Source organism: Terrisporobacter mayombei, from assembly GCF_020748465.1.
In the GTDB taxonomy this organism is placed as follows: domain Bacteria; phylum Bacillota; class Clostridia; order Peptostreptococcales; family Peptostreptococcaceae; genus Terrisporobacter; species Terrisporobacter mayombei.
This window is the reverse complement of the sequence record NZ_JAHZMP010000002.1, coordinates 111,742-131,010: the sequence shown is the minus strand read 5'-3', so window position 1 is coordinate 131,010 and position 19,269 is coordinate 111,742. Positions and strand designations below refer to the sequence as shown.

The 19,269-nt window shown below is 31.8% G+C and carries 20 protein-coding genes; 6 read left to right on the top strand and 14 right to left on the bottom strand.

Going from position 1 to position 19,269, the window contains the following annotated elements; all coding sequences use genetic code 11:
- Positions 1 to 10 precede the first annotated feature (10 nt).
- Positions 11 to 871 carry a MerR family transcriptional regulator gene (locus K0039_RS06895; protein ID WP_228104319.1) on the top strand — a complete coding sequence of 287 codons (861 nt, stop codon included), beginning with the start codon at positions 11 to 13 and terminating at the stop codon, positions 869 to 871.
- A gap of 98 nt (positions 872 to 969) precedes the next feature.
- On the opposite strand, the gene K0039_RS06890 is transcribed toward K0039_RS06895, so the two are convergent.
- From K0039_RS06890 to K0039_RS06845, 10 genes are all read right to left on the bottom strand, one after another.
- Complete coding sequence (locus K0039_RS06890) at positions 970 to 2,151, bottom strand: CaiB/BaiF CoA transferase family protein (RefSeq protein WP_228104318.1); 1,182 nt, start codon at positions 2,149 to 2,151, stop codon at positions 970 to 972.
- A 27-nt stretch (positions 2,152 to 2,178) separates the two neighbouring features.
- Positions 2,179 to 2,556 carry an acyl-CoA hydrolase gene (locus K0039_RS06885; RefSeq protein ID WP_228104317.1) on the bottom strand — a complete coding sequence of 126 codons (378 nt, stop codon included), beginning with the start codon at positions 2,554 to 2,556 and terminating at the stop codon, positions 2,179 to 2,181.
- A 45-nt stretch (positions 2,557 to 2,601) separates the two neighbouring features.
- On the bottom strand, positions 2,602 to 3,078 hold the full coding sequence (locus tag K0039_RS06880; protein ID WP_228104316.1) for a beta-alanyl-CoA:ammonia lyase: 477 nt from the start codon (positions 3,076 to 3,078) through the stop codon (positions 2,602 to 2,604).
- 23 nt (positions 3,079 to 3,101) lie between these two features.
- Positions 3,102 to 4,457 carry a branched-chain amino acid transport system II carrier protein gene (gene brnQ / locus K0039_RS06875; RefSeq protein ID WP_228104315.1) on the bottom strand — a complete coding sequence of 452 codons (1,356 nt, stop codon included), beginning with the start codon at positions 4,455 to 4,457 and terminating at the stop codon, positions 3,102 to 3,104.
- Between the two features lie 111 nt (positions 4,458 to 4,568).
- Positions 4,569 to 5,675 (bottom strand): acryloyl-CoA reductase electron transfer subunit beta, encoded by a 1,107-nt coding sequence (acrA, locus tag K0039_RS06870; protein ID WP_228104314.1) that lies wholly within the window; start codon positions 5,673 to 5,675, stop codon positions 4,569 to 4,571.
- A gap of 22 nt (positions 5,676 to 5,697) precedes the next feature.
- Positions 5,698 to 6,501, bottom strand: a complete 804-nt coding sequence (gene acrB / locus K0039_RS06865; RefSeq protein ID WP_228104313.1) for an acryloyl-CoA reductase electron transfer subunit gamma — start codon at positions 6,499 to 6,501, stop codon at positions 5,698 to 5,700.
- A 22-nt stretch (positions 6,502 to 6,523) separates the two neighbouring features.
- Positions 6,524 to 7,666 carry an acryloyl-CoA reductase gene (acrC, locus tag K0039_RS06860; RefSeq protein ID WP_228104312.1) on the bottom strand — a complete coding sequence of 381 codons (1,143 nt, stop codon included), beginning with the start codon at positions 7,664 to 7,666 and terminating at the stop codon, positions 6,524 to 6,526.
- Between the two features lie 601 nt (positions 7,667 to 8,267).
- Complete coding sequence (locus K0039_RS06855; protein ID WP_228104311.1) at positions 8,268 to 8,540, bottom strand: hypothetical protein; 273 nt, start codon at positions 8,538 to 8,540, stop codon at positions 8,268 to 8,270.
- Between the two features lie 39 nt (positions 8,541 to 8,579).
- On the bottom strand, positions 8,580 to 8,738 hold the full coding sequence (locus K0039_RS06850; protein WP_228104310.1) for a hypothetical protein: 159 nt from the start codon (positions 8,736 to 8,738) through the stop codon (positions 8,580 to 8,582).
- A gap of 90 nt (positions 8,739 to 8,828) precedes the next feature.
- Entirely contained in the window at positions 8,829 to 9,035 is a 207-nt protein-coding gene (locus K0039_RS06845) for a hypothetical protein (protein WP_228104309.1), read from the bottom strand.
- Positions 9,036 to 9,435: 400 nt separating this feature from the next.
- Between K0039_RS06845 and K0039_RS06840 the strand changes: the two genes are divergently transcribed.
- The gene (locus K0039_RS06840; RefSeq protein WP_228104308.1) at positions 9,436 to 9,558 is read left to right on the top strand and encodes an integrase; all 123 of its coding nucleotides are present in this window, start codon (positions 9,436 to 9,438) and stop codon (positions 9,556 to 9,558) included.
- Positions 9,559 to 9,824: 266 nt separating this feature from the next.
- Here the strand turns inward: K0039_RS06840 and preA are convergent, their stop codons facing one another.
- The 4 genes from preA to K0039_RS06820 all read right to left on the bottom strand — a co-directional run bounded on the left by preA (position 9,825) and on the right by K0039_RS06820 (position 14,778).
- Entirely contained in the window at positions 9,825 to 11,057 is a 1,233-nt protein-coding gene (preA, locus tag K0039_RS06835; RefSeq protein ID WP_228104307.1) for an NAD-dependent dihydropyrimidine dehydrogenase subunit PreA, read from the bottom strand.
- Between the two features lie 46 nt (positions 11,058 to 11,103).
- Positions 11,104 to 12,309 (bottom strand): FAD-dependent oxidoreductase, encoded by a 1,206-nt coding sequence (locus K0039_RS06830; protein ID WP_228104306.1) that lies wholly within the window; start codon positions 12,307 to 12,309, stop codon positions 11,104 to 11,106.
- 325 nt (positions 12,310 to 12,634) lie between these two features.
- Positions 12,635 to 13,750, bottom strand: a complete 1,116-nt coding sequence (locus K0039_RS06825) for a 4Fe-4S binding protein (RefSeq protein WP_228104305.1) — start codon at positions 13,748 to 13,750, stop codon at positions 12,635 to 12,637.
- Positions 13,751 to 13,752: 2 nt separating this feature from the next.
- A complete protein-coding gene (locus K0039_RS06820; RefSeq protein WP_228104304.1) occupies positions 13,753 to 14,778 on the bottom strand; it encodes a LacI family DNA-binding transcriptional regulator in 1,026 nt (341 codons plus the stop codon).
- A 247-nt stretch (positions 14,779 to 15,025) separates the two neighbouring features.
- Between K0039_RS06820 and K0039_RS06815 the strand changes: the two genes are divergently transcribed.
- From K0039_RS06815 to rbr, 4 genes are all read left to right on the top strand, one after another.
- Positions 15,026 to 16,291 carry a Zn-dependent hydrolase gene (locus K0039_RS06815; RefSeq protein WP_228104303.1) on the top strand — a complete coding sequence of 422 codons (1,266 nt, stop codon included), beginning with the start codon at positions 15,026 to 15,028 and terminating at the stop codon, positions 16,289 to 16,291.
- Between the two features lie 50 nt (positions 16,292 to 16,341).
- Positions 16,342 to 17,715 carry a dihydropyrimidinase gene (hydA, locus tag K0039_RS06810; RefSeq protein ID WP_228104302.1) on the top strand — a complete coding sequence of 458 codons (1,374 nt, stop codon included), beginning with the start codon at positions 16,342 to 16,344 and terminating at the stop codon, positions 17,713 to 17,715.
- A 9-nt stretch (positions 17,716 to 17,724) separates the two neighbouring features.
- Positions 17,725 to 18,219, top strand: a complete 495-nt coding sequence (locus tag K0039_RS06805; protein WP_228104301.1) for a DUF1097 domain-containing protein — start codon at positions 17,725 to 17,727, stop codon at positions 18,217 to 18,219.
- A gap of 388 nt (positions 18,220 to 18,607) precedes the next feature.
- Positions 18,608 to 19,201: a rubrerythrin gene (gene rbr / locus K0039_RS06800; protein WP_228104300.1), complete on the top strand. Its 594-nt coding sequence runs from the start codon at positions 18,608 to 18,610 to the stop codon at positions 19,199 to 19,201.
- Positions 19,202 to 19,269 lie beyond the last annotated feature (68 nt).

Sequence of the window (19,269 nt, the reverse complement as noted above, 5' to 3'; positions counted from 1 at the left end):
GGAGCTATATATGAAGTTACAAGAAAAATATTCCATAGGCGAAGTTGAAAAAATTTGCAATATTCCTATAAAAACTTTGCGATACTATGATTCCATAAAATTAGTAATACCTTCTTTTAGAGATACAGAAAGCAATTATAGATACTATAGTAAGGAACAAATGGTGACAATCTGTATTGTTCGCAAGCTTAGAATGCTTGGATTTGGATTAAAGGAAATACATAATATTATAAATGATAATAAAGCACATATTCTAGAAGAAAGTGTTGATTCTAAATTAGTCGAGATTTCCGAGGAAATAAAAAAACTACAACAAAAATACGCAGAAGGTTGTACCTTTTCTCAAAGATTAAAAAAGGGCGTTGATATACTGTCTTTGTATTCAAAGGATGAGGTTGTATCAAAAGGTATAACTATTGAAGAAATTCCTGAATCTTACTTATTTTATACTAGAAAGGTTATGAAGAATTACTCAAATAAGGATGTTTCATTAGAAAGATGGGTTGAGTTGATCAATTCGTCTAACAAGATAAATATAGAAAACAAAGGTTCAATCCTTGTTACTTATTACTCAAATCCTTTAGAACAATTTTTATACAAAGATATTGATATTGAATTTGGTATGTATCTTGATTCTCCTATTGAATCATGTAATTGTAAAAAGTTTGGTGGATTTACAGCCGCTACTACTATTCATGTGGGAGATTATTCAAATATAATAAATACACATATAGAGATGATTCAGTATCTAAATAAAAATGGATACCATATTAATGGTAATATCTCCGAGGAGTTTATTATATCTCCTTTTGATGTAAATAACCCAGATGAACATGTAACAAAAGTAATAATTCCAATTGAAAAAATATAGGGACAATAAAAACTAAAAGATAGTGTATTATCATTTAAAATGAAATACTTCTCTTTTAGTTTTTATTTTGATTTATTATAAATTGGTTTTAGGGAAACCTATATTACGCCTTCTTGTTTTAATTCTTTTACTTCTTCTTCACTCAATCCAAAAATTTCTGCATTGTGTTGACCAAGAAGTGGTGCTGGTGTATCCACACTACCTGGAGTCTCTGAAAGTTTCATAACACATCCTTGGAAATATTGATCTCCAGCAGTTGGATGCTCACAGTGTACCATCATCTCACGTGCTTGAATATGTGGATGCTCAATAGCTTCCTTAACATTTAAGATAGGTCCGCATGGTATTCCTGCTTGGTCCATAATATCTTCCATTTCTTTTTTACTATAATCCTTACACCACTGTCCAATTAAATTTTTTAAATCTGGAACGTAATTTTTACAACGTAGATCATTTGTTGTAAATCTTGGATCTTCTAATAGCTCTTCATGATTTATTGTTTTACAGAACTTTTCGAAAAGTCTGTCGTTACCAACACCTACAGCAACAAAACCATCCTTACATTCATATACATCAAATGGAGCTATTGAAGGGTCTATATTTCCATTACGCTCTGGTATAATTCCTCCCACTGTATAGTTAACAAGGGCATTTTCAAGTAAACTAAATATTGTATCTATCATTGATACATCAACAAGTTGTCCTTCACCAGTTTTTTCTCTATTATAAAGTGCTATTAATAAGCCAACTGTTAAGTAAATTCCAGCAACGTGGTCTGCAATAGAAGGTCCAACTTTTACTGGATTATTTTCTTTATAACCAGTAAGGTTTATCATACCTCCCATAGCTTGTGCTACTATGTCATAACAAGCTCTATGAGATATAGGACTGTTTTGTCCAAAGCCTGATCCTGATGCATATATTATAGAAGGATTTACTTTTTTAACAGATTCATAATCTATTCCAAGTCTTGTAGTAACTCCTCCTTTATAATTTTCTACAACTACGTCTGCATCTTTAACTAAGTCATAGAACATTTTTTTACCTTTTTCTGATTTAAGGTTAAGAGTAACACCTTTTTTATTACGATTTACATAGCAGTAAAAACCACTTTCACCACTTTTTTCATCTATTGGACCCCATTCACGACATTGGTCTCCATTAACAGGTTCTATTTTTATAACATCTGCACCATAGTCAGCTAACATCATTGTACAAAATGGTCCATTTAATGCTGAAGTAAGATCCACAACTTTTAATCCTTCAAGTGCTTTTTTCATGACTATTACTCTCCTTTATTGAATATTTTAAAAAGTTTCGTAAACAAATTGTGCTACTGTAGATAATACTGGTTCTGGTAATACATCTATTGAACTTGGGAATGGAGGGTTTTTAGGAACTTCTATAACTTTGAAAGCTCTTACTTCAATTAATGCACGATTGCCTTCTATTTTCTTAGCTCTTGCTATATATTCCATATAGTCTCCTGCTTGAGATGGTGTATATAAACGTATTTTTTTAACTTCCACACAGTGACCTGTATTTCCAAATACCTTAGCCATTAGTCTTACTGCTGTATCATTCAATAGAGTAATATTTCTTGCTCCATTTATTAATCCACCAAGATAAAAAACATCTCTATTTGACATTCTATAACGTAATGTTACTGTCTGTTGTTCGTTCATAGTTTAACTCCCCTTTTCATATTATTTTTTATTTAAATTTAAAACTTATATTTCTGCTTCTGCTTCCTCTGGAAAATCATCAAGTGGGAACCATGGATCTGTAACTAATCCTTCTGGTTGTTCTCCACGTTGTAGGTGTTTTTTAACTACCAAACGTACATATCCTTCTGTACAAAGTACTGGCTCATCAAACCAAATCATTTCACCTTGTTTACAATCTGTTTTTCCTTCACGAAATGCTGGAGTAGCAAGTTTGTAAACTTCTATTTTACAGTCACGAGAAGAATTCCCAACCTTTACTAATGTTGCTTTGTAATCAACCATATCTCCTACATAAACATCTTTGTAACATTTTACATCGTGATATCCTAAGCAAAGTGACTCATCACCATCACATAAAATCATTTCTTCTGTTTCAACGTCACCTATAAAATCAAACTGACGTCCGATTGATATTAATCCATCTGGGTTAGCTGCATCTGCAGTTGTCATGTTATAACTTAAATAAGATACTTTTCTCATAATAACTCCTCCAAATAATTTTTTTAACTAACAACATCGTCTATCTTCTCTTTCTTGCATATTATTATTAAACATCCAATAATGGCAACTGCCATTGTCCATGGAAACCATGCAAGCTTTTCAGATGATAGAGGAAGTGCCTCATAGAACTTGTTCAAAATTCCTAAATTTATATTTAATTTAATTCCATAAGCGTAAATTGTATCAATAGCACCAAATATTAACGCTGTTATCATTGCATAAGAACATACTTTTAATCTTCTTTTATCTTGGCTGTTTGGTACAAGAGCATAATATATTACAAGTACTATTGCTGCTGGATATATTCCATCAAGTATTGGTCCTAAAATTTCAAGGATTGATGAAAGTCCCATACATCCAAAGATTGTACTAAGTACTAATATGGAAATAGATGCTCTCTTGTAATCGATTTTTCCATGTGTAGTGTCTACGAAAAATTCTGCACATCCAGAAGTCATTCCTATTGCAGTAGTAAGAGCTGCAAAGAATAGTGCTACTGAGAATAATATTCCACCAGCTTTTCCTAATAGCTTAGTGGATACTGCAGTATAAAGAGCTGTATAAGTTAAATCTATTGTGCCTCCTGTTGAAGCACCTATTAGCATGTGGCATAAATGTGTAATAGTTAGAAGTACAATACCTATTATGCCGACTCTAATAATATTTTTGCTCATACGTTCTTCTGAAACGCCCTTCTCTTTTAGTGAGTTTAATATAACCACACCAAATATTAGGGCACAAAGTATTTCAGCTGTTGCATATCCATTAGTAAAACCATAGGAGAAGGCTGAACCTTCATAAGATTTTGCTACTGGTGTTGATATTGGATCTATAAGTCCCTTTCCTACAACGATTATTACTATAATAATAAGTAATGGAAATAGAATTTGAGAAATACGATCCATTGTTTTCCCTGGACTAATTAAAAACACATAAGTCACTAGATAAAATATAATTGTGAATATAATAAGAGGTAATCTAGCTTGTGAATTTAGCCCAAAGGCTTGAACTATTGAGTCCCATGCTGCCGCGCTCATACGAGGTATAGCATATAGGGGGCCCAGTATAACAATTGTTAGTACTGTATAAAATTTACCTAATTTTTTACCTAAAACACGATTTGCAATTTTACTATAACTACCATTTCCTCGTGATAATGCAATATAAGCAAGTAGCGTAAGTAACAATGATGTAATAAATGCCCCAGCAAAAGCTATTAGTACAGATGAACCACTCTCTTTTCCCCAGTTCATTGGCCAAACCATGCTTGATGCTCCAAAGTGCATGGAAAACAATGCTCCACCCATCATAAATAAAGCTGGTAGTTTTAAATCTCCATTTTTGTTTAAGTTATTCATTATATCCTCCATAAATCTAATATTAAATATTAAAGCTACAAAGGTACTTATTATGGATTTGCAATTAGATAACTAGAGGCAGATATCTATTGTCATACATCTATTGCCTATTTATTTATTGTTTTTAACTTCTTTTATGCTATCTATCATCATTGGAACAATTTTAAATAAATCTCCACTTATACCAAAGTCAGCACAGTCAAATATTGGTGCTTTTTCATCTTTGTTTACTGCGATAATCAACTCAGAGTCTTGCATACCAGCTTTGTGTTGAATTGCTCCTGATATACCTAAAGCTACATATACTTTTGGGTGAACTGTTTTTCCTGTTTGCCCTACCTGGTGATCTGCTGATAACCAGCCAGAATCTACAACAGCACGGCTACCTCCTACAACTCCTCCGCCAAAAGCATCTGCAAGTTCCTTAGCAAGTTGTACTCCTTTTTCAATATCTTTGCTAATTCCACGGCCTACAGAAACTATTATCTCTGCTCCTATAAGATCCACCATGTGTTTAGCTTCTTTTACAACTTCTAAAACCTTTGTTTGTAAGTCGTTTTCATCTATGCTAACTGGATATATTTCAACTTCACAAGCTTTTGCTTTTTCTTCGCTAAATTCGCCTTTTGTCATAACACCTGGTCTAACTGTTGACATACAAGGTCTAAATCTAGGACATATTATTGTAGCCATTAAGTGACCACCAAATGCGGGTCTTGTCATTTTTAAGTTTGTATCTTCCATTTTGAATTTTGTCTTTGACAAATCAAGAGTAGAAGATGTTTCTATAAAATCAACATAATTATTCATGTCTATATCTAAGTGTGTACAGTCAGCTGTAAGTCCTGTGTGTAGTCTAGCTGCACATCTTGGTGCCAAATCCCTTCCTATATTAGATGCACCGATTAATACAACTTCTGGTTTTTTATCCATTACTACATCACAAAATACCTTTGTATATGCATCAGTAGTATATTCTTTTAGATTTTCATCATCACAGATAATTACTTTGTCTGCTCCATAACCCCCAAGCTCTTTTGCAAGGTGAGCTATATTATGTCCAAGGATTACACCAATAAGTTTTGAACCTCTTTCATCAGCTAGTTTACGTCCTTCAGATATTAATTCAAAATTTGTATTCATCATCTGTCCATGACGTTGTTCACAAAATACCCAAATATCTTTAAATTCTTCTATACGAGAACTATTAAATTCCATATTTGATTGTCTCCTTTCACAATTAAATAACATGTAGTTTTTCTAATTTACTAGTTAACTCAGCTACTGTTTCCTTACTATCACCTTCAAGCATTATTCCCACGCCTTTTTGTGGTGGTGTAAATGACTTAAATATATTAGTAGGTGAACCTTTAAGACCTATAGTATCTATGTCAATTAGTGGTTCATCCTTTAATGCTTCAAAATTAAGAACAGTAAGTGGTTTGCTATAACATTCCATAATTCCGTTAATAGTCATATAACGAGGTAATATATTGTCTTCTTTCACACATGTTATAAGACAAGGAGTCTTAACTTCTACCATCATATATCCATCTTCAAGCATACGTTTTATAGCTAATTTATTATCTTCTTTTTTAATTGTTGCTGCATAAGTAACTTGTGGAATGTTTAGTTTTTCTGCAATTTGTGGTCCAACTTGTGCAGTATCTCCGTCTATTGCTTGACGTCCACAGAAGATTATATCCTCATCACTTATACCTAAGTGAGTAATTCCTGCTGCAATAATTTGTGATGTGGCAAAAGTATCAGAACCACCAAACTCACGTGAAGATATAAGTACAGCGTCATCTGCACCCATGGCAAGTATTTCTCTAAGCATTTTTTCTGCTTGAGGAGGTCCCATTGTTATTGCTGTTACCTGACATCCTAATTCATCTTTTATTTTTAAAGCTTGCTCTATAGCAATCATGTCATCTGGATTTATAATAGTAGACATGGAACCACGATTAAGTGTTCCATCTGGATTAACAGCTACTTTTCCAGATGTATCTGGTACTTGTTTAACACAAACATAAATTCTCATTATTTAATACACTCCTTTTTCCTTATTTCATAACTGCCCTTGCTATAACTACCTTGTGAATTTCAGAAGTACCTTCATAAATTTCAGTAATCTTAGCATCACGATACATTCTTTCAAGTGGATAGTCTTTCATATAACCATATCCACCGTGAATTTGGAGTGCCAAATTCGTTACAAAACGTGCATTTTCTGCTGCATTTAATTTACACATAGCCGCTTCTGTTGTGTGAGGTTTATCTGCATCTTTTAAATATGCTGCATAATAAACAAGTGATTTAGCTGCTTCTGTTTTAGTAGCCATATCAGCTATATACCACTGTATTCCTTGTAAAGCACCTATTGGTTTTCCAAATTGTACACGTTCTTTTGTATATTTAACTGATAGTTCTAAAGCTCCCTCTGCAACACCTACTGCTTGAGCACCTGTTCCTATACGAGCGCCATCAAGAGCTTGCATTGCTATTTTAAATCCTTGGCCTTCTTTTCCTAGAAGGTTAGATGCTGGAACTCTACAATCTTCAAATATTAATTCAGCAGTTTCAGAACCACTAAGTCCCATTTTTGACTCTACTTTACCAATACTAAATCCTGGAGTGCCTTTTTCAACTAATATTGCTGACATTCCTTTTAATCCTTTTTCTGGCTGAGTAAGAACAAATAATAATACTATATCTGCACGGCTACCTCCAGAAATAAAACACTTAGTACCATTTAATACATACTCGTTTGTTTCAGGATCAAGTATTGCTGTAGTCTTTACAGCACCTGCATCTGAACCTGCATTTGGTTCAGTAAGAGCAAATGCTCCCAAATATCCACCCTTAGTAAGTTTTGGTAGAAAACTTTGTTTTTGTTCTTCATTTCCAAATTTATAAATGGCATGAGGTGCAATTAAATGGATTGATAATATGGCTGAAGAAGACATGCATTTCTTTGCAAATTCAGAAACTGCTAATACCTCTTCCAAGGCACCGCCCCCTGATCCACCATACTCTTTAGGAACACCTATACCTGTAAATCCTATATCAGCCATTTTCTTGAAATTATCAACTGGAAAAGTATGCTCAGCATCAACCTCAGCTGCAACTGGATCTAACACTTCTTGTGCAAACTGTCCGGCTAATCTTTTTATCATTTCCTGTTCTCTAGTTAATGAAAAATCCATACGTTATTTCATCCTTTCTTTTATCTATTTTCTATATATACATTTTTAATTTTGTCTTACTTCAAATTACTATCTTAATTAAGTTATATCTTGTATAGCAACTGTACTGTCAACAAAGTAAAAACAACTAAATTCAAAAGGTTTAAGGCATTTTTAAAAAACCCTCCACCCGCTGTAGGTCTTATATGGAAGTAAGTTTTACATATTTACATGTTTCATCTATGAAAGGAAGATAATTTAATATTTTGTAGCATAAAATACCATGATTTTTTGGTAGAGTTTTTTTGAAAAAAACACGTATTTAAGAGAAGATTAATCATATAATTTTTCATTAAATATTGGATTCAACCCATAGGAAACACCACTTTATTTAACAATAAAAATAAGCCCTTAGTTATAAGGACTTATTTTTAATATTGATTATTCTATTTAAAGTTGCCAATAGTTAATTCACTATATTATTTCTATTTCACCAAATACTTCAATTATATTGGGCATTTATCTAGCAAAGGAATCTATCATTTCCTTATTAGTATCACAGTCACTATAATGAGATAGTCCACTTTCTTCTGATGACCAAACTGTGTTTCTGCATATAGTATTATATCTTCTTTAAAATATCTTTATATAATATTTCAGCCTCATCCATTGCAATTACCAATGGACATGTATAATCATTGTAACTATCTAAATAGGCTCTCACTCCACCAGATATTTTTATATCCATTAAATCTTTGTTCGTTATACAACTTATAGCGTTAACATATCTCTTATATATCAATTCTAATACACCACTGGTCAATTGACTAGCGTACTCTTTTTCTAATATATCTATTACCTTTTTAATACTATTTTCTAGGTCTTTTATATTCATCCTTATCACTCCTATTTTAAAAATAATTTTCTATTCTTTTTATGTACCAACGCTTTTCATAGTGTGATTAGCCACCATTTTACATCTTGCAATTATTTTTTTCATATTACTGTTACTCCTATTTATTAAATATTTTATCATACAATTTTTCAAGTCTAGCATCATATTCTTCTCGAATATGCTTATCAATTTTTTCATTTTTTTAAATAGAGATACATTTATTTCTCCTAATTTTGCACATAAAAAAGCACCTACTACGTTTATTTGTAAAGTGCTTATATTTAATAGTTATATAATTTTCATAGATTTCAAAATATCAATTAACGAATCATAAAAGTAATTACAAGCTTCATCTTCACTCTCAAATTCTTTCAGTCCTGTTTTCACGCCTCGTTCACTATAGTACACTTGCCATTTTTTTTTGCCAATTAAATAATTCAAACAATACATTTCATTAGGCAGACCACCGTCTAATGAATATGCATCTTTTGGCACCTTAGCTTTTATTAACTTCGCGTTTAATTCATTATTATTTCGCCTCTCTTATTAGATCTATGTCAATATTTTAGACACAAATAATTGAATTTTTAACTTGCTCTAGCTATTTTTTCGCATTCATCTGGTGATATGAAACCAATACTTCCATGAATTCAAATAATCTTAGTTTTGCAGACTCAAAATCAAAATACTTAACCCTATAAACTTATTCTTTCTTTAAAATGTCATATCATCATTAACATCAGAAGATGATAATATCTGAAAGTTATTTTTTATCCATGTAGATATTATTGATTTTGGTATGCCATACTCACTGTGTAGCCCAGCTAATGATTTTCTTGATTTATATAATTCGTTCGATTAAATGTGTCTATACACTTATACTAACATCACTGATATGAAAATTGTATCTGAAAGATTAGATCATACTGAAATAAATATAACAATGAATATTTATTCTCATATTTTAAAAGAAATGGATAAAAAAGCATCCGATAATATAGAAAAAATGCTGCTATAAAATGTCATAGTTGGGTATTTTCAATATGTTAAGCTATTTTAGTATAGTTAAAATAGTCAATCTATACTTCTCGAACAAGTCCTAGGAAATTGCTAGATTTATTAATATAATATTTTAATACGAGCAATATTATAACATAAAAAACTCGCTTCCTTTAAGCCACTGCGTGGGCGCTATGAAATTCCAGGCAAGGACCTTGCTCAAATAAAAAAGAGCCATATGAAGTAAGTGAATTACTTCATATGGCTCTTTAATTTATTTGAATATTACATAACTATTTCTTTTTCTTTTCCATCTCTAAACATTATTTCGCCCTTGTCTATTGCTCCTACTGGACATACTAAACTACATAAATGACATCCAACACACTTGTCTTTATTTAATGTGATTTCTCTAGTTTCTTCATTGTATGTATATGCTTGATGTCCTCCGTCAAAACAAGAAACGTAACATCTTCCACAACCTATACATTTATCTTTATTTATTTCTGGATAAATTACAAATGTACGATCTATATCTTCAGCAGGTATTATGTTGCAGTTTGCAACTCCTACTAAATCTTGTAATTTGTCTATTCCTTTTTCTTCCATGAAGTATGATAATCCACTTATCATATCTTCAACTATTCTATATCCATATTGCATAACAGCAGTTGTAACTTGTAAGTTACTTGCTCCTAATAATATGAATTCTAATGCATCTTGCCAAGTTTCTATACCACCTATACCACTTATAGGAACATTTTTTAACTTATCATCTGTTCTCATTTGTTGTATAAATCTTAATGCTATAGGTTTAACAGCTTTTCCTGAATAACCAGATATAGAAGATTTACCATTAACTACTGGTAATCCTATCATCTTATCAAAATCTATTCCAGTTATTGATTTTATAGTATTTATAGTAGATATACCTGCTGCTCCACCTTCCATAGATGCTATTGCTGGTATATTCATATCACCTATGTTTGGTGTCATTTTTGCTAGTATTGGTAATTTAGATCCTCTAGCTACTGCTTCACAGTATGTTTTAACTAATTCTGGGTTTTGACCAACATCTGATCCCATAGCATGACTAGTCATTTGAGGACATGAGAAGTTACATTCTATCATATCTGCTCCAGCTTCTGTAACTAATCTAGCTAATTCTTCCCATTCTTTTTCGTCTTGACCCATTATAGATGCAACGATAACCTTTGTAGGATAATTAGTTTTTAACATTTTTAAAGCTTCTAAGCTTTCTTCCAATGGATGTTCTGAAATTTGTTCCATATTTTTAAATCCAACAAATTCAGTACTTTCCTTTCTTAAAGCATCGAATCTTGGAGAACAATCTGTTGGTATAAAGAAACCAAGAGTTTTAAATACAACTCCACCCCATCCAGTTTCTAAAGCTTTAGCACACATTTCATAACAGTTATCTACAGGTGAAGAAGATAGAAAAAATGGATTTTCACACTTAACACCACAAAATTCAATTGATAAATCTTTCTTAAACATTATTTGCCCACCTTTCTTTATTTAGGGATATTAAATATATTTTTTATTAGCATTTTACTGAACATGTATTATTTACATATTCAATAACTTTATTAGCTACTTCTTTACCACTCTTTATTGCATAAACAACAGTTTTATCGCTAGAAACCACGTCTCCTGCTGCAAATATTCCTTTTGAAGCATCTACTAAGTCTTCTATATTTCTTTCACTTTCTTGACTTATTGCTAATATATACTGATCACATTTCATTGTAATAGTTGTATCATTACCTAAACTTTCAAAAGTGGCTTTTTCTACTTTTGAATTTCCTTCTATACTAACAGGTTTGAATTTTACAAATATATTTACACCAGCTTCTTTTGTTTCAACTTTTTCATCTATGTATGCTGGCATTTCATTTTCAGTTCTTCTGTATAATATATTTACGTTTTCTGCTCCTCTTAATTTTGCAGTTCTAGCAACGTCCATAGCAACGTCTCCGCCACCGATTACTATAACATTTTTACCTGCATATAGATTTTTAGCATCTTCTTTAACTTTTCTTAAATAGTCAACGCCTATTTCCACATTCTCTAAATTCGTTCCATCTATGTTTAATGTTTTACCTTTGTGAAGTCCACATGCCCATATAACAGCATCAAAACCGTCACTTAATAAATCATTTGGATTTTCTACTTTAGTGTTATTTTTAAATTCAACACCTAATTCTTTTACTTGATTTATTTCATGGTCAACTAATTCCTGTGATAATCTATCACTTGGTATTCCATAAGATAAGTAACCACCTAATTTTTCATCTCTTTCATAAACTGTTACATTGTATCCTTCTTTTACTAATTCTACTGCTGCTGCAAGACCAGCTGGTCCAGATCCAACTATACCAACTTTTTTGTCCACATGTTTTCTTTCTCTTAACATTGGAACGTTTAATGTTTTATCTAATTCCATTAAATATTCTTGAAGCATCTTTATTTTTATTGGTGTTTTTAGGTCAACTCTGCTACAAGCTCCTTCACAGTATGCCTTTGATGGACATACCTTACTACAAACTCCACCTAAAACATTGTTAGCTTTTATTGTTTCAATAGCCCCTTTTGGATTTTCAAATCTTAATGATCTTATAAATTTTGCTGGATTTGTTCCAGCTGGACAAGCTTTAGAACATGGTGCATCATGACATAGTAGACATCTAGAAGCCTCTTCGCGTATTACTAATTCAAAATTCTTATCTGTTTTTTTACTTTGATCCATTTTCATTTTCCTTTCTAAACTATTTTTATTTTAAGCCACAATAAGGCTTTGTTACCTTCGTACATATACCTATACCTATAACTAACATATACCTATTTACCTTACTCTTAACCCTGACTGTAAATACTTTCTTTTTGCTAGACTCCTTTCTTTAAGGATAAGGATTTATTGTAAACGTTTACATTACGTTTATACTTAATTTATACTTCCATTTTTTGTTAATGTCAACAAGAAAATAATTTTTTTGTTATTTTTTTGTTAAAGTTTTTTTTACTCAAATTAAAAAGGTGCTATATAATTTCTTATATAGCACCTTATTGGTACATTAATTCTCATCATAAATTTGTAATTTATTTACAGGACAAATATGAACACACAGTCCACATCCTATACATTTCAATTTGTCAATTTTTATATTATTATTAATTGCTTTTATTGCATTTTCCAAACAGTACTCAATACATAAATTACAGCCTTCTTTACAGACTTTATCATCACATTTGCACGTCATAGGTTGCAAAGATAATTCATCTAAAGGTTTAATCTGTTCTAAAGCTTTTCCACGTATTTCATCTATTGAACTAATTTTTTTATCTTTAAACCACTTTTCTAAATCATTTAATATTTTCCCAATTATACTATCACCATTTAACATAAGGGCTGTGCCAATTTGTATTGTTGATGCTCCTAACATCATATACTCTATTACATTTTCATAGTTTTCTATTCCTCCTACACCACAAATAGGAATATGAACAGATTGAGCAATAGAGGCTACACTGGCTAAAGCAATTGGTCTAATAGGTACTCCAGAATATCCACCATATGTTGGTAGTAGAGGAACTCCCTCTTCAATATTTACGCCTAAAATACATCTTATTGTGTTTATGGCGCTTATTGCACTTGCCCCAGCTTTTTTAGCTGCTTTTGATACTTCACTTATATTATTTACATGTTGAGATAATTTCACCATAACTGGTATTTTAACATTTCCCACTACATCTTTTACTATGTCATAAACAAAATTTCTATCAGAACAAGGAACCTCTACTCCTTCACCTAAAGGACATGATAAAGATATCTCAATAGCATCTGCACCATATTTTTCTAGTTTTTTTGCTAAATATGTAACTTCTGATGGTGAGTGACCTGAAATACTTGCAATAACAATTCCTCCATCACTTTTGGCTATCTTTAGTTCTTCTTGCCATCTTTCCAATTGAAAACGACTATAATATCTTATATTTTGCAATCCTTGACCATTATATGCTACTTGTTCACTTATCTTTGAAAATGGATCACTTACTATAGTTTCTGTAATTACAGCTCCTGCCCCAGCTTTTAAGTTATTTCTTAACTTTTTTCCATCACCATTCCAAGGGCCAGCTGAAATTATAATTGGATTTTTTAGTTTTAATCCCATGAAGTTCGTCTCTAACATAATTAAAATATCTCCCCTATCCTATTACCATATCCACATGATTTACGTATTTTAATCTTTGTTTCTAGCAGTATTTCTTGAGTAAAACTATCTTCAGATTCTTGGTTATTAATTATATCTATTAATAATCTAGCTCCCAAAACACCTTGTTTATGTAGAGGATTTATTATTGTTGTTAATTTTGATTCAATCATTCTAGAAAGTTGAATATTATCAAATCCTATCACAGCCATATCCTCTGGTACTTTTATATCATTATCTCTTAATGCTGCCATTGATGCAAAAGCAAAAATATCGTCTGTAGCAAAAATTGCTCTTGGAGGATTTTTCAACTTAAGCAACTTCTTAGTAAGCAAATATCCTTCATCTAGAGATGTTTGGGAATGCAAGATATAATTATTTTCAATATTAATATTATTATTCTTCAAGGCTCTCTTAAAACCCTCTAGTCTTAGAGCGTTTTCTCTTTTTTCTTTTGGACCATTTATTATAGCTATTTTGTCATATCCAATATCAATCAAATGCTTTGTAGCTTTATAACTTGCTTTTTCATAATCAATTTTTACTGTATCAATTTCTTTACAAGCATTACTTTCCCCTATAGATACTATTGGAATTCCCTTTGATTTAATGGAAAGCAATTTTTTACGGCTTATTGAACTTGAAATAATTATCAGTCCATCAGTATTTCTTTTGATTAAGCTGTCTATGCTATCTTCTTCTTTTTTAGCATCATATGAGCCATCACAAATAACTGTGATGTAACCACTTTCTGACATAATATCCTCAATACCTTTTACAATTTCCATATAACTTGGATTTAATATGTCAGGAACAATTATTCCAATAGTTTCTGCTTTACCTAAGTTCATACCTCTGGCAAACCAATTTGGTGTATAGTTGCATTCATCTATAATAGCCTGAACTTTTTCCCTCGTTGCTTTTGCAACTGTTTCTGGATGATTTTGTACCCTAGATACAGTTGCTACTGATACACCAGCTTTTTCTGCAATTTGACGTATATCCATAATTTACCTTCCCCGATTATTTTATAATGTTTGATTCATTTTTATTTTATCTAAGTTTTCTTATAACTGCAATGATTTCAGGTTGATATTTTTTGTTATATAATTAACGCATTCCATTTTGGAATAGTTAAAAATTTAATTTTTAGTTGACTTTCTAACTTTTTGGACTTATAAAATTAGTATAGAAGATGTGTAAACGTTTACATTTCTTTCTTATATCAATTTAATTATATGGAGGGAAGTTTGTATGTTTAGATGTAGTACTGAAAGAATGGAAGATAAAATCAAAACATTTTCAAAATTTGGAGATGCAGGACATGGTGGAATAACAAGATACTCATTATCTCCTGAAGCTCTTCAAGCTAGAAATGAATTTGTTAAAAGAATGGAAGCAATTGGTGCAGTTATAGAAACAGATGATATGGCAAACATGTACGCTACATTACCTGGTACAGATCCTAATGCGAAAAGAATTGTAATGGGCTCTCACTGTGACTCTGTAAAAAATGGTGGTAACTATGATGGTATATTAGGAGTAATGGGAGCTATGGAAGTGTTAGAAACTGTTGCTACTGAAAAAATTTCTCACAAGCATCCACTTACTGCTATGATATGGACAAATGAAGAAGGTTCTTTATATCCACCAGCAATGATGAGTTCAGGTATAGTATGCCACGATGTACTTCCTGATGAAATTGCAAAAAACTTTGAATATGATAACATGATGAGCTCTAAGAGCGTTTTAGATAAAACAACTACTTTTGGTTCTCAATTAGCTAACTTCAAATATAAAGGTAAAAAAGAAAATCGTTTAAATGTTGATAAATATAAATGCATGTTTGAACTTCACATAGAACAAGGTCCTATCTTAGAAGATGCTAACAATGATGTTGGCGTTGTTACTTGTGTTCTTGGAATGTTTAACTGCCGTATAAAATTCTATGGTCAATCTGATCATGCTGGTACAACTCCTATGCACAAACGTCAAGACGCTTTATATGCTGCATCTCAAGCTCTATGTTACTTACACAATGAAATCGATAAATTAGGAAATAAAGAATTAGTTTATACAACTGGTGAAATAGTATGTCACCCATGCGTACATACAGTAATACCTGATTTTGTTGAATTTTCTATAGACGTTCGTCATGAAGATCAAGAATTATTAGCAAAAGTATATGAAATAGTTAGAAGTTTAGAAAGTAAAGAATGGGCTAAATGTAAATGCGAAGTTCAATTAGCTTGGAAGAGAGACACAGTTTACTTCGATAAAGAACTAGTAAACTTTGTAAAAAAATCTGCTGAAGAGTTAAATATACCTCATCAATACATTAACTCAGGTGCTGGACATGATGCTCAGTTCGTAAATTACTTAATGCCAACAACTATGATATTCGTAGTTTCAAAAGACGGACATTCTCACTGTGAGCAAGAGTACTCTACTCCAGAGCAATGCGCTAACGGAGCTACTGTTTTATTAAACGCTGTACTAAAAGCTGATTTAGAAGACTAATAATTAAAGATTCATAATTTAAAATAATTTAGATAATTGGGGAGGAAATTATGAGTAAATTTGATAAAGTAATAAAAAATGGTACGATAGTAACTGCTTCTGATACATATAAAGGTGATCTAGGTATAAAAGATGGAATAATAGCTGAAATAGGCCAAAACTTAGAATGTGATACTGTAATAGACGCTGCTGGTAAGTTAATAATACCTGGTGGTATAGATGCTCATACTCACTTAGATATGCCTTTTGGTGGAACTTTTTCAAGTGACGACTTTGAATCTGGTTCTAAAGCTGCTGCAATAGGTGGTACTACTTCTTTTATAGATTATTCTATACAACCTGCTGGCGGAACATTAGCTGATGCAGTTAAAATTTGGAAAGAAAAAGGTGCTAAATCATGTGTAGACTATGGTCTTCATGTGGCTATAACAAAAGCTGATGAAAATGCTTTAGCAGAAATACCTACTATGGTTAAAGAAGGTATAACTAGTTTTAAAGTATTTATGGTTTATGATGCTATGAGAGTAAATGATGCTGCATTTATGAATATATTAGAAAAATCAAAAGAACATGGCGCTTTAGTTGGAGTTCACTGTGAAAACTATCATGTTATAAATCACAGAACTAAACAACTTTTAGAAGCTGGTAAAACTGAACCTAAATATCATGCTGTTTCTAGACCAGCAACATGTGAAGGTGAAGCTGCTAATAGAGCCATTACTCTTGCTAAATTAACAAACGCTCCTCTATACATAGTTCACAATAGTTGTGAAGAATCAATTTCTAGAGTAAAAGAAGCTCGTGAAGCTGGACTTCCAATAATGGGAGAAACTTGTCCTCAATACGTTATGTTATCAGAAGATAACTACGATGAGCCAGGATTCAATGGTGCTAAATATGTAATGTCACCTCCTCTACGTAGTAAGAAAAACTGGGATTACATTTGGCAACAATTAAAAGACGGCGTAATACAAACAGTTGCAACTGATCACTGCCCATTCTTTATGAAACAAAAAGAATTAGGAAAAGATGATTTTACTAAAATACCAAATGGTGGACCTGGTATAGAAACTAGAATGGCAATAATGCTTTCAGAAGGGCCAAAACATGGTTTATCTTTAAATAAAGTTGTTGAAGTAACTTCTACAAACGTTGCTAAAATATTTGGTATGTATCCTAAAAAAGGTACAATAGCTGTAGGAAGCGATGCTGACTTAGTATTATATGATGCAAACAAAGAAGTTACTATAACAAAAGATGTACTTCATGAAAATGTTGACTATACTGCTTTTGAAGGTGTAAAAGTTAGTGGATATCCTGTTATGACATTATCTAGAGGTGATGTTGTAGCTAAAGATGGTGAGTATATAGGTGAAAGCAACCGTGGTCAATTTATCAAACGCGGAAAATCTATAGTATTATAGGTGAATGCTATGAAAAAAATGAGCTATATATGTGCCCTTGGAATAGTGACTGCCATCCTATGTGGTATCTGGGCCTGGGCTTCTGGTGCTCTAGGACTGTTTACATGGGCTGGTTTCGCTGGATGTACTACATACTTTGCATGTGGTCATCATGGAGTTGAAGGATTGAAAAAAACTATTATGCCGAACATGGCTGGTGTTATTTGTGGTATGACAATTATCTCCTTATCTGGTTTAGTTCCAGTACTTGGCACTACAGGCGTTTGGTGTGCCATAGTTACATTTATTATGTGCATCATAGGTAAATCAAAATGGTTTGATTTTATTCCTGGTACTTTTATGGGATGTTTTACAACATTCGCTGCTAGTGGTAATTGGATGTTATTAGTTCCTTCTTTATTACTTGGTGCTCTACTTGGTATATCATGTGATAAAGGTGGCGACTGGTTCTATAAAACTGTAACAGAAAACAACTCTGTTGATAGTGATGTAGAGGCTGAATAATAGTATTTACTTCATTATATATAAATGAAAACCATATTGAGATTTTTACTCAATATGGTTTTTTATGTTACATCTTAAGTTGACCTTCTCTAACTTCCTTCTTCTTCTCATCAAATAACTTATCAAATTCATCTACAGCTTCTTCATCACATTGTATCAATCATCAAAAAGTAGAATCAATCTACATCATCCAATTTAATCTCTATAGTATACTTTGTTAATTATATAAAACATCGCTTAGGAATAAAATACCTATTAATACACATACTAAATTTGACTTTTATATAACTTATATCAATGTGTTTATACACATAACAAAAATAATTTATGAAAATGTTAGAGCTAATCTAGCTCTTTAATAATCATACTATAACTTTAGGAGGAAACTATGAACTTACTAAAAGATAGTCAAACTAAAATTAACTTAATGAGAGCTTTTGCCGGAGAAAGTCAAGCACGAAATAGATACACATTTGGTGCATCTCAGGCAAAAAAAGAAAACCTAGCTTTAGTAGAAAAGAACTTTTTATATACTGCCGATCAAGAGAGAGCACATGCTAAAGTATTTTACAATCACCTTAAAGAACTTTCAGGCAGCACTATACACATTGATGGTGGTTATCCTGTAGAAATATTTGATAATATACTTCAAACTTTAAAAGCAGCTCAACACGATGAATATGAAGAATGGCAAGAAGTATATAGAAGCTTTGCAAATACAGCTAAGGAGGAAGGATTTATGGCTGTAGCAAATAGTTTTGAGCAAATATCCAATATAGAAAAAATACATGGTGATAGATTTGGAGATTTTGCATCAAAAATAGAACATGGAACTTTATTTAAAAGCGATAAAGAAGAAAAATGGATTTGTTTAAACTGTGGTCATATACATACTGGCACAGAAGCACCAAAAGTTTGCCCAGTGTGTCAACATCCTCAAGGTTACTTTATCTTATATTCTAAATCTCCATTTGAAAATTAAAATAATTATAAGATTTAAATAACAAAATGGTGTATCATATTTTAATACACCATTTAATCCTTTTACAC